The sequence below is a fragment of the Acinetobacter sp. Colony158 genome (assembly GCF_019264745.1).
GTDB lineage: Bacteria > Pseudomonadota > Gammaproteobacteria > Pseudomonadales > Moraxellaceae > Acinetobacter > Acinetobacter ursingii.
In genome coordinates this window covers 1,215,208-1,230,328 of the sequence record NZ_CP078523.1, presented here as the reverse complement: position 1 = coordinate 1,230,328, position 15,121 = coordinate 1,215,208, and the positions used below count along the sequence as shown (strand labels likewise).

Genomic DNA, 15,121 nt, shown 5'->3' with positions numbered 1-15,121 from the left:
TCAGCATTAGTGCATTTTAAGTTTCGGTGATGCAGTTTTAGAGAGCAAATCCGTCATCATCATCAAAGTGGTTTTAAATACGCCATGTAATGCAACTTGATGGAAACGATAAAGTGATACATACATCATCCGCGCCATAAAGCCTTCAACATTGATGTTATTAAAAATACTGCCGACACTACTATGTTCACTCAAGGAAATCAGTGAGCCTTTGTCCTTGAATTGAAACTGCCCCAATGGTTTTTGATTCAGTCGATTTTCCAGTGCTTTAGCCAGAAATATCGCTTCCTGATTGGCGACTTGCGCACGTGGTGGCACAGCTCGTTCTTGACCCTCAGGGATGTAGCAAGCGCAGTCGCCCATCGCAAAAATATTTTCGTCACGTGTGGTCTGTAAGCTTGGACGGACCACTAACTGATTAATACGATTGGTTTCCAGTCCAGCTATATCTTTCAGAAAATCTGGGGCTTTAATCCCTGCTGACCAGACTTTCAATGTCGCAGTAACCTGTAAGTCTCCTTCACACCAAACTTTATCGGCATCAATATGCGTAACCCGACAATTTGTCAGAACTTTTACGCCAATGTCTTCAAGCTCTTTCTGGGCACGTTCAGAGACACGTTCATTCAGTGCAGGCAGAATGCGCGGCGCAGCTTCAATTAAACTAATATTGACATCTTTCGGATCAATACTATTCAAACCATATTTAGAAAATTCATTGGCTGCATGATGTAACTCAGCCGCCAATTCAACTCCTGTTGCCCCTGCGCCAATAATTGCAATATTCAAATCATTCTGATGATGATGCATCAAATGATTGGCTTGTGCTTCCAGATACATACTTAAAAATTCGCGCTGAAAACGATCAGCCTGCGGGCGTGAATCCAAAAAGATACAATGTTCCTTAGCGCCTGAGGTGCCAAAATCATTGGAGGTGGAACCAATCGCCATCACCAATGTGTCATAACCTATGCGCCGTTCAGGTGCAATATCTTTACCCTCTTCATCGCGTAGAACATCCAATACAATTTCTTGAGTTTGACGATCGATATCTTTTAAACGACCTAGAAAAAATTCAAAATGATGTTGATTGGCATGGGCAAAATAGTTCAACTCATCTTCATAAGAGTTTAATGTTCCTGCTGCGACCTCATGTAATAAAGGTTTCCAGATATGCGTCAAAGCAGCATCTACTAAAATAATCTCCGCTTTGCGACGTTTTCCCAGTGTGTTACCTAAACGTGTGGCAAGTTCCAGACCTCCAGCGCCGCCGCCCACAATAACAATACGATGCAATTTTAAATCACGATTTGATGTGGTCATCATAAGAGAACTCCAATTTTCTTATGAATACCAACTATTACAATTTGTATTCATAAGAAAAATATCATTCATTATGTACACAAATATTTAGCATAAAAAACATACCTTTTTCCAACGTCAGGTACGATTTTTGTTGAACAATTTACCAAGAAAAAACAAAAAAGCTGCCATGATCATCAAGATACAGGCAGCTTTTGAAATGATTGCGTAAATTTTGAGAGAATTCTCTTCTCGCAAAATGCTTACATCAATTAGTGTTCAAGACTTTCCGTTTTATATTTTTCTTCGAGTACATTGTTAAAGATACTTTCAATCATCCAGACACGATACAGGCTATTAAACACATAACGTTGTCCTTCTATACGTAACTCAAGGACAGGAAAATCAGGTTGATGTTTCTCGTGACAGAAAGCATCATTATCGACCAAGAAAGTCGCCACATCTTCTTGAGTCAAGGACTCAATACCTAACTGCTGCTGTAATGCCTGAAAATGCGGCTTATACGAAAGATCCTTACCTTTGGTCCAGACCGCCTGAAGAATGTCATACATGGCATCGACACGCTGCTCCTCAGGGGTACTGTAATATAATTTCGCCATCTCTAGCGTGGCTGATTGGGTCGGACGGCAAAATGGGGTAAATGCCACATCGGTACGCTTGGATAATCGTGTCGCGAGGCTCCAGTCAAATAAATCCCGCCCCTGATAGCTGAGCGGATAAACCGTGAGTTGAATATTATAATAGTTAGCCAGCTCTTCTCGAATATAAGCCAATAGTAGCCAGCTAATCGGATCTTCAAGCGCTATAAATAAATCCAGTTCTGGATGCATGGCTTGAATATCAGCCAACTCTTCAGCATCACTGAGCAAATGTTCACGCCATTCAATGTGATTGATCAAAAAAATAGGATTGTCAGTCAATAATTTTTGCTGTTTCAAACGGCGGGTCAAACGCAGTAAATCATCGACTGCTTGATATTTTCGTCCACCGAACTCAAAGAAACTGGCTGCCACAGGAACATCTTCAAATATCCGCTCTGGAAAATTCTGCGGAGTTTGTTGTTGGCGGGCCATGGTGTACAGGGTTCGCAACTTGCCATATTGCTGTTGCCACAGCATATGAAACACATCTTCAAGCAAATACAGGAAATTTTTACCCTGTAAAGGCGTATTTTTTAATATCAGTTCAGCTTGACTCAATGCTTCAGAGGTAGGCGGTTCGGGAGTTTCATCAAAACTAAAACGATGTTGTTTGGCTAAAATCTTGGCATCGTTAAAACAATAATTTTGCCATTCTAATGCGGTCATGCCGTTGGGAGGTTCTGCGCCCTGATGTGAAATAATGACTTTAAGCGGTTTTATTTCATCAGTTAAGATGTCATCCAGTTGGGTCAGTTGTTGCACCGCAAGATAGCTATAGACATCATCCAGTCTTAAATAAATACTCAAGCCCTGTTCGGTTGATAACACTGCTTGACGCGAGGGTTTTTGGTAAAACCAGCTCGATCGAATAGGATCAAACCAACGGCGTAACAGTGACATGAATCAAGCCTCTAATAAATTTTTATCGGACAATGGGTTAAACAGGATGTAAAAGCATAATGCATTATACTTTAACATTGAAATGACCGTTTTCCATAAAAAAACACCCACAAAAGTGAGTGTTTTATAAACGCAGTGGGTATGCTTAAATTTCGCGTACCGCACCTCGTGCTGCACTGGTAGTATGCATCGCATAGGCTTTTAGTGCTTTAGAGACTTTACGTTTACGCTCTTCAGCTGGATGCCAACCTTTTTCTTCCTGCACCGTACGGCGATGTGCCATTGTTGCATCATCCACATTTAAGTGAATGGTACGGTTTGGAATATCAATTTCAATGGTATCACCATCATGCACCAAACCAATTGCACCGCCTTCTGCTGCTTCTGGAGATACGTGGCCAATGGAAAGACCAGACGACCCTCCCGAGAAACGACCATCGGTAATCAAAGCACAGTCTTTACCCAAACCTTTAGATTTAAGATAACTGGTTGGATATAGCATTTCTTGCATACCTGGGCCACCACGTGGGCCTTCGTAGCGAATAACCACTACGTCACCTGCTTTAATATCACCACCTAAAATTGCTTCTACGGCTGAATCCTGACTTTCAAAAACACGGGCTGTACCCGTAAATTTGAGAATGGATTCATCTACACCTGCGGTTTTAACAATACAGCCATCAAAAGCGATATTACCGTAAAGTACAGCCAAGCCACCGTCTTGAGAAAAAGCATGTTCAGCATTACGGATCACACCTTTTTCACGGTCGCCATCCAGTGTTGAATAATAACGATTTTGTGAAAATGCCACTTGAGTCGGTACACCGCCCGGGGAAGAACGATAGAACTCATACACTTCAGGTGCTTCGGTACGAATGATGTCCCATTTATCCAGTGCATCTTTTAAGGTTTTTTCATGCACACTATTCACAGAGGTGTCTAGTAAACCTGCACGATCCAGCTCACCTAAAATTGCCATAATTCCGCCCGCACGATGTACATCTTCCATATGCACATCTTGTTTCGCTGGCGCAACTTTTGATAACACAGGCACTTTACGCGACAGGTTATCGATATCATCCATGGTAAAATCGACTTCGGCTTCGTGTGCCGCTGCCAACAAATGCAATACAGTATTGGTCGAACCACCCATAGCGATATCTAGTGTCATCGCGTTTTCAAAGGCTTTTTTGGTGGCAATTGAACGTGGCAAAATGCTGTAATCATCTTGTTCATAATGACGTTTTGCTAATTCAACGATCAATTGTCCCGCACGTTCAAATAGTTTTTTACGGTTTGCATGGGTCGCGACAATCGAACCATTACCCGGCAAAGACAGACCTAGTGCTTCGGTTAAACAGTTCATTGAGTTCGCAGTAAACATACCTGAACATGAACCACAAGTTGGGCAAGCCGAACGTTCAAAAGCCTGTACTTCTTCGTCTGTATAGCTGTCATCCGCAGCAACGACCATTGCATCGACCAGATCAATCGCTTTTTCATTGCCACGAATCTTGACTTTTCCTGCTTCCATCGGGCCACCAGACACAAAAACCACTGGAATGTTCAGGCGCATGGAAGCCATTAACATGCCTGGGGTGATTTTGTCACAGTTTGAAATACACACCATGGCATCGGCGCAGTGTGCATTGACCATATATTCGACAGAATCTGCAATCAAATCACGCGAAGGCAATGAATACAGCATGCCATCATGTCCCATCGCAATACCGTCATCGACCGCGATGGTGTTAAATTCTTTAGCCACACCACCTGCTGCCTGAATCTGTTCAGCCACCAGTTGACCTAGATCTTTAAGATGTACGTGTCCCGGAACAAATTGAGTGAACGAGTTGACCACCGCAATAATCGGTTTACCAAAGTCTTCATCTTTCATTCCTGTTGCGCGCCATAAGCCACGCGCACCAGCCATATTTCTTCCGTGCGTAGATGTTTTTGAACGATAATCAGGCATTTGCGTTTCCAACAAGTTGTGCTTGAGACAAATCTAAATGGGTCTCTGGCTAAATTAGGCTATTTCAGCAGATTCTTACATCATACTACAGCTTAGTGTTTAAGCGATGAGCAAAAATGACTTTCATTTTAAGGTACATTCGATGCACGCTGCTCATCACAAAACCATAAAATTGGGGTAATAGAAGATTCAATATAAACCGATCTGTTTAAAATTGAATACAAAACTTTCATGAATAATTTTTTAATTTTGCATTACCTTTTGTTATTAATAAAAATAATGATGCTCAAACACACCCAATACACCATTTAAGCCATTGTAATTACGTAAATAATCACTGGATTTTAGGCTTAAACGCGGTTTTGCCTTATAATAGCCTCAAGTTTTTATGGAAGTGAATGTGTGAAAGTTATTTTTGCAGGAACACCTGAATTTGCCGCTACGGCTTTGGCTGCCTTAGTTCAAACAGAACATGAGATTGTTGCTGTTTATACTCAGCCAGATCGCAAAGCAGGTCGTGGTCAAAAACTCACACCTTCTCCAGTCAAGCAACTCGCGCTTGAACACCATTTAGCTGTTTATCAACCTTTACATTTTAAAGCATCGACAGAAGAAGGGCTTATGGCTCAGCAACAACTGGCTGAGCTGGGTGCAGATGTCATGGTCGTTGCAGCTTATGGTCTGATTTTGCCGCAAGCAGTTTTGGATACACCAAAGTATGGTTGCCTGAATATTCATGGTTCATTATTACCCCGTTGGAGAGGTGCAGCACCTATTCAACGTGCCATTGCCGAAGGTGATACTCAAACAGGTGTCACGATTATGCAAATGGCAGCAGGTCTAGATACAGGCGATATGCTCTACAAAACCTTTTATGATATTCAAGCCACAGATACATCTGCCAGTTTATATGAAAAATTGGCCACTCAAGGTGCAGAAGCCATTTGCAAAGTGCTAGAGTCAGAACAGAGCCTACAAAGTTATTTGCATACGCGTCAGGTTCAGGATGAGAGTCAAACAGTCTATGCGCACAAACTCACAAAACCTGAAGCACAGATTGACTGGTCGCTTGATGCGATTCAGATAGACCGCAATATTCGAGCCTTTAATCCGTGGCCTGTCGCTTTTATTGTGCTTGATGAGAGCAATAACTTACGTGTCTGGAATTCCAGTATTTCTTCTTTCAGCAATGAAAATGCTCAAATCGGTGAGATTATTGCCATAGATAAAAATGGCGTACATGTCGCCTGTGCTACAGGTACAGTCTGCTTGAGTTCATTACAATGGCCAGGTGGTAAAGCTTTAAATCCTGTACAAATTCTACAAACACAAAAACTTAATATTGGGCAAGTATTGGCATGAAACAATTTCCGCGTCCAAGTACCGAACTTAATTTACGTGCACAAGTCGTGATAACTCTTTTACAGGTGCAACAAGGTCAATCTTTAGCGAGCTTATTACATCAGCAACTGAGTGAAATTCCAGAACGTGATCGTGCTTTGTTTCATGAACTGGTATTGGGAACCCTACGCCAATGGTATGCACTCAAAGCAATCACCTTACCTTTATTGACCAAACCTCTGAATAATGAAACAGTGGAAACCTGTTTGTACGTTGGGCTATATCAGGTATTGTGTACGCGCATCCCTGCCCATGCTGCCATTTCAGAAACAGTCACTGCCAGTAAACAACTTGGTTTTCATGCTTTAAGCGGCATTGTGAATGCCATTTTACGTCGCGCTACGCGGGAAATCGAAGAGTTTCAACAACATTTACAACAAGCGCATGGGCTTCCAAGCTGGCTGTATAAACGTTTGAAAAAAGACTGGCCGCTACAAGTCGATGATTTATGTCAGCAACTCAAACAAACAGCACCGCTCACATTAAGAATTAACCAGCGCCATATTGGGCGCGATGCTTATCTGGCTAAACTTCAGGCTGAACAAATTCAGGCACGTGCTTGCAACTGGTCAGAGGTGGGTATTGTCTTAGAGCAATCCGTTCAAATTATAGCATTGCCAGGTTTTGAACAGGGCTGGTTTTCGGTACAGGATGAACATGCACAGCTTTGTGCCACCCTGTTACCCGATTTAAACGATCAAGTCGTTTTGGATGCTTGCGCCGCGCCAGGTGGTAAAACGGCACATATACTAGAAAAATTTAAACCACAGTCTTTGATTGCCTTAGATCAGGATTCGAAGCGCTTACTTCGGGTCACTGAAAATTTACAGCGCTTACAACTGGATCAAAGCCATGTTGAGATCATCACTGCGGATGCAACTACTTGGCAAGCCAATCAAGCATTGGATTGTATTGTTCTGGATGCACCTTGTTCTGCTACAGGCGTGATCCGTCGTCATCCAGACATCCGTTTATTGCGTCAATCTAGTGATATAGCCCAAACTATCGAACTACAAAAACAGATTTTGCAGAATTTATGGCAACAACTTAAAGTAGGCGGTACTTTGCTGTATATCACCTGTTCTATTTTAAAAGCTGAAAATGAACAGCAAATGATTACGTTTTTTGCTGAACATGCCAATGCTGAAGAAATAAAAATCGAGGCAACTTGGGGAATTGAACAAATTCATGGTCGTCAGTTACTTCCAGCCACTGGTCAGGGCGATGGCTTTTATTATTGTAAAATCAAAAAAGTCGCTTAATGCGACTTTTTTTATCACCACCCATGATGCCATTAAACAAACTTAAATAGCACCAGACTGAGCGCCAAAGCGGCCATACCAGAAACTAAACCGTACACCGTTTCATGTCCTTTGGAATAACGTTTAGCTGTAGGCAATAATTCATCCAGAGACAAATACACCATCACTCCTGCGATCAGACCAAATACAATGCCATAAACCATCGGCCCCAAAAAAGGCGCCAATACAAAATACCCTAACGCCGCTCCAAAAGGCTCTGCCAAACCAGACAATAAACTCGCCACTATCGCAATCGATTTCTTTTGTGTGGCAATATAAACGGGTACGGCAATCGCAATGCCCTCAGGAATATTATGAATCGCAATAGCAACCGCCAGAGGCGCACCTAACGTGGGGCTGTCTAGCGTGGCAAAAAAGGTCGCCAAACCTTCGGGAAAATTATGTGCTGTAATCGCCAATAAAGTGAGTAAAGCCGTACGACGAATCTGTGCCTGATCCAGTTGTAGATTTGCGCTCTTTTCAACCATGGTGTGTGGATTCGGTACAAATCGATCCAGTAATAAGACTAAAATCACACCGGCTAAAAATGCAAAAGTGGCATAAGCATATGCGACTTTATCTTGAAAAATTTCAGAAAAAGAATGCCATGATTTATTGAGAATCTCGGTCAGTGAGACATAGACCATCGCCCCACCAGAAAATGCCAGACCAAAAGATAAAAGACGAAAGCTTGGTTGCTTAAAAAACAGGACAATCGCACCACCGAGCAATGTTGCTAAACCCGCTAAAAAAGTGACTGCAAAAGCAATCCAGACATCTGGGCCAAACAATGACGACATGGTGATTGCTCCTAAAAAGAAAGTCATCATCATAAATGATAATGACTTTCATTTTCAATAAATCAATCTATTCTAATACTTAAAAATCAAAGCGTATGCTGATCTTTAACTTCATCTAGTACTTCGTCTAGTTCTTCAGGATGTTTGCTTAAATGCATAATCGAAAGAACCAGACCGCCCCATACAAACACCATAGAAATGATCATCATTATGATTGCAGAAGTATTCATATATGCCTCCTAGCGATCTTTCATTTTGCTTAATATAATAGCCACAACAGCACAGAAAATAACGCTGCCCCAGCCAAATACACCCTGTAAACTCATACTATAAGTATCATAGCCATTTTTGATCAAATTAAAAACCGTCATGCTGAGGGTTGTTAATAGAATCAAAGAAGTAATCACGGTGAGGGTAAAATCCCAACCTTTACCTAATTGAATGGTCGAAATTGCATTGACATGATCTCTTAACTGCACTAAAGCAGAGCGTTTAAACCATGCAACTGCAACAATCGAAATCAATGCACCACCGATAATGCCGATGTTATTGATAAAGTGATCTACAATATCCACCAGTTTAATGGCATTTACACTTGAGAATAAAAAGATCGAAACCAGTGCGCTGCCACCACCAATAATCGTGACCGCTTTTTTACGCCCCCATTTGAGTTTATCTTGCATGGCTGCAATAGGAACTTCCAAAATACTGACCATGGAAGAAATTCCCGCCACAAAAAGTGAAGAGAAGAATAAAAGACCGAATAAATCCGCCCCAGCACCTAAACTTGAAATAATTTTTGGAAAGGCAATAAATGCCAGTCCAATACCGCCACTGACCACGTCCTTAACTTCTGTACCCGCAGCATGTGCCATAAATCCTAATGCAGCAAAAATGCCGATCCCTGCCAAAATTTCAGTCGAAGCATTGGCAAAACCAACAATTAAACCCGAACCTGTAAGGTTAGTTTTAGGTTTTAAATAAGACGCGTAGGTCACCATGATCCCAAAGCCAACCGACAAAGAGAAAAAAGTATGACCATATGCAGCTAGCCAGACTTTATAGTCCATCATCGCTGCCCAATTGGGGGTGAAAAATGCATTCAGTCCTTGTACTGCGCCCGGCAAACGCAAAGCCTGAACCACCAAAATTGTGAATAACACAAACAGTAAAGGCATAAAAATCTTATTGGAGAGTTCTACACCTTTTTTCACTCCACCATAAAGAATGATTAAGGTCGCCGCCCAGATCCCGACAATTGGCCAAAAAAGATGTCCAACAAATCGAAAATCAAAAGTTTTTGCATCGGTCGTTTGTAAATATGTTTTAAAGAAGAACCCCTCTGGATCACTGCCCCACATTTGCCCGATGGAAAAATAAACATAACTGCCAGCCCAAGTCAGTACACTGGCATAATACAATCCGATAATGATACATACACAGACCTGCCACCAACCCAATGTTTCACCACCGCTAAATAGTTTACGATAGGCTTTAGGCGGTGAATTTCTGGCTTTATGTCCGACTGCATAATCTAAAAATAAAAGAGGCAATCCTGCGGTAATAAGTGCCAATAAATACGGAATTAAAAATGCTCCGCCACCATTCTCATAGGCCACATAAGGGAAACGCCAAATATTTCCCAAACCTACTGCGGAGCCAACGGCAGCTATAATAAAACCTGATCGTGAAGACCAGTTTTCACGAGTATCAGTCATAAATGATCATCCTTCGTCTTGATCTTGCTTGGATTAGTTATTGAACATTGCAAGATCAATACCATTTCATAAAATTTGTTTTGCTCTGGACTTTATCTCGCCTTGTGAGCCCTGCTAACGTCCATTCAGACAAAAAATTATTCCGTCTTCCTTAAAGATAGTCATATATTTTTTGTCTTTCTAATGGTTGAACAATACCTTCTTTTTTCCTGATTTTCTCTTTTTTTGCTGTAAAAAAAGCATTATTAGGCTGTTTTAACCCTTATTTGTTTATTTTTTCTAAAAATTAGGTGGTTGAATGATCTTTTTGAAGATTTAATCTAATTAAACAGTGCATTGTAAAAAAGCAAGAAAAGATAAATTAAGCTTTGTGTTTTCATCGCAATTGATCTGCCAATAAGTTCCACGTGGAACTTATACCAACATCCCCCCTATTTATATTATTGAGTCAAGTGAACATCATTTATAGCAGCTTGGTCAGAAACTTTTATGTACTTAAGCCACTTTTCATAAGAAAAAATCCAGCACCAAGTTTTAAATTCAAGTTTTCAGTCAACGTGTGTACCGTTTTTCTAACCGGACTTTATGTTGTAACGAGTGCCTGTGTGATAACAAACACTCGCATTTCGAATAACAGCTCGATTAGGGCTGCTTAATCACCAATAAGCGCTCTTCTTGCATATCGCGAATAGCTGAATGGATGCCTTCTCGTCCCAAACCAGAATCTTTAACACCACCATAAGGCATATTATCAACGCGGAACGTCGGAATATCATTGATAATCACACCTCCGACCTGTAAATGTTGCCATGCATACATCATGTTATTCAGGTTTTGGGTGTACACACCTGCTTGCAAACCAAAACGGCTGCCATTAATTTTGGCAATCCCTTGTTCAAAATTCTTATATTTCTCCAAGATCGCGACAGGACCAAAGGCTTCATCTCTATAAATTTCAAGTTTCTCATCGACATTTTCAAGTAATGTGGCTTCAAACATCACGCCTTCTAATAGGCCACCTGCAAGAATTTTTGCGCCTTTTTTCTCAGCTTTATCGAGCCATTTTTTTAATCGAACCGCTTCTTTTTCTTTAATCATTGGACCGACCAAAGTAGTGACAAGATCAGGATCACCTGCTGTGAGTTTTTTGACTTTAGCCACTAATTTTTTCTTTAACTCCGTATAGAGATCAGCATGTACCAATATGCGTTGTACACTAATACATACTTGTCCAGATTGACCATATGCTCCAGCAATCAGCCTGTCTATCAATGCCTCTGTGATCTCTGTATCTGGTTCAATCATCACGGCTGCGTTGCCACCCAACTCTAGCGTGACCTTTTTACGCCCTGCGCGGGCTTTCATATCCCAACCGACCTGATCCGATCCAGTGAAACTGAGCATTTTAAAACGATCATCCGTCACCAAAATATCAGCAGCACTCCGCTCACACGGTAAAATTGACCAAGCACCTTTGGGTAAATCTGTTTCAGCCAAAATCTCGGCAATTTTGATAGCGCTGATTGGGGTCAAGCTTGCAGGTTTTAAAACAAACGGACATCCTGCTGCAATCGCAGGTGCAATTTTATGTGCGGTTAAGTTCAGTGGAAAATTAAATGGGCTAATAAGCGAAATCGCACCAATGGGAACGTGTCGTACCATCCCCTGATACGCTGCTGCAACTGGGGTCACAGCTAAGGGAATCACTCGACCAGTTTCCATTTGAGTAGTTGCATCCGCAGCCAACTGAAAGGTATTAATTAAGCGTTCCACTTCCGCCGCTGCTGCATTGCGGGGCTTTCCCCCTTCTGCAATCAAGATTTCAGTTAATACTTGTTTTTCTTCAGTGAAGCGTTTTACGCAGTGCAACAAAATTTTTTGTTTTTGATAAGGCTTCAGAGCGGCCATCTCTGCTTCTGCCTTTACTGCGGCTACGGTCGCCTTTTCGATGATTTTGTCATCTGCCAGTGCAACCCGCGCATACAGCTCATGATGAAACTTATGTTGAACCTCAAGCCATTGGCCTGTTTTTACGGGCTTACCTGCCACATAGAGTGGGTATTCAGCTGGTGTAGACATTTGCGTCGGCATAATTAATTCTCCCTTATTTAAATTTAGTCACTGTATTTCAAGATTTATTCTTATATCATGCGCTGAATCTGCCAAATAATCGGCTGTGATTCGGTAACAAATACCAATACAAAATATAGTTTTAGATATTTCAAGGATAGTTTTTCACAATGAAAATGCTTCAAAGTGCAATATGTGTCATGGGTTTAACATTGAGTGGTCTGGCACAGGCCGATTTTATTGGGGTCACAGGGGATATTAATTATTGGTCAGTAGATGGTGATGTAACTGAACATACCTCGGGTTCTTTATATTATGATGCTAACAGTGATCAACTTATTTTAGATCCTTACCTCAACAACACCACTAAATATAACATTGATCGTAACGGTGCTTTTCAGGCTTCTTTGGCGATTGAGCATCCTGTACCCATGATTCCCAACGTAAAACTCAAATATACAAAATTGGATCTGGATGCGCAGGCAAATACACTTTTTTTAGATCAAGCCAATGTTGACTTAGATCAAACGGATCTAATCTTATATTACGAAATTTTAGATAATGTCATCAGTGCTGATGTGGGTTTGGGTTTGCTTAAGTTAGATGGTCAAGTCAAACAATATCAGTTCAAATCGACGAATGATATTCTATATAAAACCAGTAAAGTCGATGGTTATAATCCGCTAGTGTATGCTCAAGTCGGTGGCAAACTTCCGTTTACAGGTTTTCAAGCCAAAGCCGAAATGCTGTATAGCGATTATGATGAGGTCAAAATTACCGATTTTCAGGCAGAACTTCAATACAATATGATCCAGAATTTATTGGTTGATGTCGGTGCAAAAGTGGGCTACCGCATTTTAAATATTGACCTTGATGATGACAACGATAGTTTAAAAATGGAATTTAAAGGCCCATATGTTGGTCTGGAAGCACATTTTTAATCTTTTTTTTATTTAAAATGCTCTTAAACTATAAGAGCATTTTCTAACACTCTAGTTCCTATGAAAGTTTTCTACTGTCACAACTGTCACCATCAGGTTTTTTTTAACAATACGCATTGTGAAAACTGCCATGCGCTCTTGGGTTACGAAGTCGAAAACAAAACCATGGGGACATTCGAGCAGATCGACGAAGGTATTTGGAAAAGCCTGAATCCTAAAGACACATACAGCGTATATAAACCTTGTTATAACTATCAGCATCATCAAGTGTGTAACTGGATGATTCCAGTAGAAAGCGATCAAATTTATTGTGAGTCCTGTCGCCTAACTCATACCATTCCAGATTTATCCATACCGCAAAACACACTATATTGGCGCAGGCTTGAGCAGGCTAAACGTCGTTTCTTATATTTAACTCAACAGTTGAATATTTTTCCACGTCCCAAAAATAATGATGAAGATCGCTATGGCCTACGCTTTAACTTCCTCATGCCAAGCCCCGATCAACCTGTGATGACAGGACATCAATTGGGAACCATTACCCTCAATGCCAGTGAAGCCGATGTCGTTCATCGTGAAAAAACCCGTCTGGATATGCAGGAAAATTATCGAACGGTACTCGGTCATTTTCGTCATGAAAGTGGACATTACTACTTTGATATCATGACTCATCTTTATCCCGAGTGGTTAGATGAATTTCGACTCTATTTTGGTGATGAACGTGCCGATTATGCACAATCATTAGAAGAGTATTATCAAAAGGGTTCAGATGAACATTGGCAGGATTCATACATCAGCCGTTATGCAGGTGCGCATCCTTGGGAGGACTGGGCTGAAACATGGGCACATTATTTACACATAATGGATACCCTAGACACTGCGTACCACACAGGTATGACCATAGAAGCGAATCACCAGATTGATCCAGACATGCATTTTAAAGAATCGCCAATCGGATCACTAGATTTTGAACATACCCTGACCAACTGGTTTGCCTTGAGTTATGTCCTGAATGGTTTAAATAGAAGTATGGGCTTACAGGATGCTTATCCATTTACGCTATCCAATGCTGTATTGGATAAATTGAGATTTATCCATCGTACACTCATGAAAACTGCGTTAAAACCCGAAATTCGCCAAACGAATCATGAAGAATCGATGTAGGTCACTGCTTATAAAACACATCGATTTTATTAATCCAACCTCTATCAATTTAGTGTAGATTTTATCTCTATGAAACCAGCATGTTTGTTTGCCAAGAACAATAAAAATTATAGAATCTAAACATCTGAATCACTTGATAATAAGACTTTGAAAAACTGATCGAATATCAGTTTTTATCTGCGGCTTACTTTGCATTTTTAATCAATACTATTTTTATGAATCAATTTTCATGTAAATAAATCCTACATAGTTATCTGATCTCAACAGATCAAGTATCAAACTACAACAGGAGAATCGCTCAGAATTGGCTAGGCTAAATTCTATATTCCAATAAATAGGATCTAATCTCATGGCAGGCAAAGCATTATTTATTACTTCTAATACGGGTATTGAACATGATGAACTCATAAAGCCTTTCGAGTTTTTACAATCAAAAGGAATAGAAGCTATTCATGCGGCGATTGAACAAAGTGAAGTACAAACGGTAAAACATGATAAAACACTGGGTCCAACTTATACCCCACTAACAAGTTTAGATAAAATAGATCCCGCTGATTACGATATTTTGGTAATACCAGGCGGTACGGTCAACGCTGATCAATTACGTATCGATGAAAATGCAAAACAAATTATTCAATACTTTACAGATCACGCAAAACCCATTGCAGCCATTTGTCATGCGCCTTGGGTACTGATTAATGCAGAACGCATTAAAGATAAAAACTTAACGTCTTATAAAAGCATCCGCTTAGACCTTGAAAATGCAGGTGCGAACTGGGTGGATGAAACTGTACATCGATGTAACACCGGAGGCTGGGTATTGATTAGCTCACGTAATCCCGATGATATTCCATACTTTAACCAAGCTATCGTTCAGGAATTAACAA

General features: G+C 40.8%; 12 protein-coding genes. 5 read left to right on the top strand and 7 right to left on the bottom strand.

Annotated elements, in window-relative coordinates:
* Positions 1–6 precede the first annotated feature (6 nt).
* The 3 genes from JR005_RS04840 to ilvD form a co-directional block, all read right to left on the bottom strand.
* Complete coding sequence (locus JR005_RS04840; protein ID WP_218665653.1) at positions 7–1,326, bottom strand: NAD(P)/FAD-dependent oxidoreductase; 1,320 nt, start codon at positions 1,324–1,326, stop codon at positions 7–9.
* A 248-nt stretch (positions 1,327–1,574) separates the two neighbouring features.
* A complete protein-coding gene (locus tag JR005_RS04835; RefSeq protein ID WP_218665652.1) occupies positions 1,575–2,864 on the bottom strand; it encodes a hypothetical protein in 1,290 nt (429 codons plus the stop codon).
* Positions 2,865–3,009: 145 nt separating this feature from the next.
* A complete protein-coding gene (ilvD, locus tag JR005_RS04830) occupies positions 3,010–4,839 on the bottom strand; it encodes a dihydroxy-acid dehydratase (protein WP_218665651.1) in 1,830 nt (609 codons plus the stop codon).
* Between the two features lie 402 nt (positions 4,840–5,241).
* Here ilvD and fmt point away from each other — a divergent pair, with 402 nt between their 5' ends.
* Positions 5,242–6,201 (top strand): methionyl-tRNA formyltransferase, encoded by a 960-nt coding sequence (fmt, locus tag JR005_RS04825; protein ID WP_218665650.1) that lies wholly within the window; start codon positions 5,242–5,244, stop codon positions 6,199–6,201.
* A complete protein-coding gene (rsmB, locus tag JR005_RS04820; RefSeq protein ID WP_218665649.1) occupies positions 6,198–7,502 on the top strand; it encodes a 16S rRNA (cytosine(967)-C(5))-methyltransferase RsmB in 1,305 nt (434 codons plus the stop codon). The genes fmt and rsmB overlap by 4 nt, the downstream gene beginning before the upstream one ends.
* A 32-nt stretch (positions 7,503–7,534) precedes the next feature.
* On the opposite strand, the gene zupT is transcribed toward rsmB, so the two are convergent.
* The 4 genes from zupT to JR005_RS04800 form a co-directional block, all read right to left on the bottom strand.
* Positions 7,535–8,341 carry a zinc transporter ZupT gene (gene zupT / locus JR005_RS04815; protein ID WP_151832075.1) on the bottom strand — a complete coding sequence of 269 codons (807 nt, stop codon included), beginning with the start codon at positions 8,339–8,341 and terminating at the stop codon, positions 7,535–7,537.
* 86 nt (positions 8,342–8,427) lie between these two features.
* Complete coding sequence (locus JR005_RS04810) at positions 8,428–8,571, bottom strand: methionine/alanine import family NSS transporter small subunit (protein ID WP_004986166.1); 144 nt, start codon at positions 8,569–8,571, stop codon at positions 8,428–8,430.
* 9 nt (positions 8,572–8,580) lie between these two features.
* The gene (locus JR005_RS04805; RefSeq protein ID WP_218665648.1) at positions 8,581–10,059 is read right to left on the bottom strand and encodes a sodium-dependent transporter; all 1,479 of its coding nucleotides are present in this window, start codon (positions 10,057–10,059) and stop codon (positions 8,581–8,583) included.
* Between the two features lie 642 nt (positions 10,060–10,701).
* Positions 10,702–12,150 carry an aldehyde dehydrogenase family protein gene (locus JR005_RS04800; protein WP_151722071.1) on the bottom strand — a complete coding sequence of 483 codons (1,449 nt, stop codon included), beginning with the start codon at positions 12,148–12,150 and terminating at the stop codon, positions 10,702–10,704.
* 149 nt (positions 12,151–12,299) lie between these two features.
* On the opposite strand from JR005_RS04800, the gene JR005_RS04795 reads away from it, so the two are divergent.
* From JR005_RS04795 to JR005_RS04785, 3 genes are all read left to right on the top strand, one after another.
* The gene (locus JR005_RS04795; protein WP_119686896.1) at positions 12,300–13,070 is read left to right on the top strand and encodes a TIGR04219 family outer membrane beta-barrel protein; all 771 of its coding nucleotides are present in this window, start codon (positions 12,300–12,302) and stop codon (positions 13,068–13,070) included.
* Between the two features lie 60 nt (positions 13,071–13,130).
* Positions 13,131–14,234, top strand: a complete 1,104-nt coding sequence (locus JR005_RS04790) for a zinc-binding metallopeptidase family protein (protein WP_218665647.1) — start codon at positions 13,131–13,133, stop codon at positions 14,232–14,234.
* Between the two features lie 349 nt (positions 14,235–14,583).
* On the top strand, positions 14,584–15,121 hold a 538-nt coding region (locus tag JR005_RS04785; RefSeq protein ID WP_218665646.1), incomplete at its 3' end, for a type 1 glutamine amidotransferase domain-containing protein.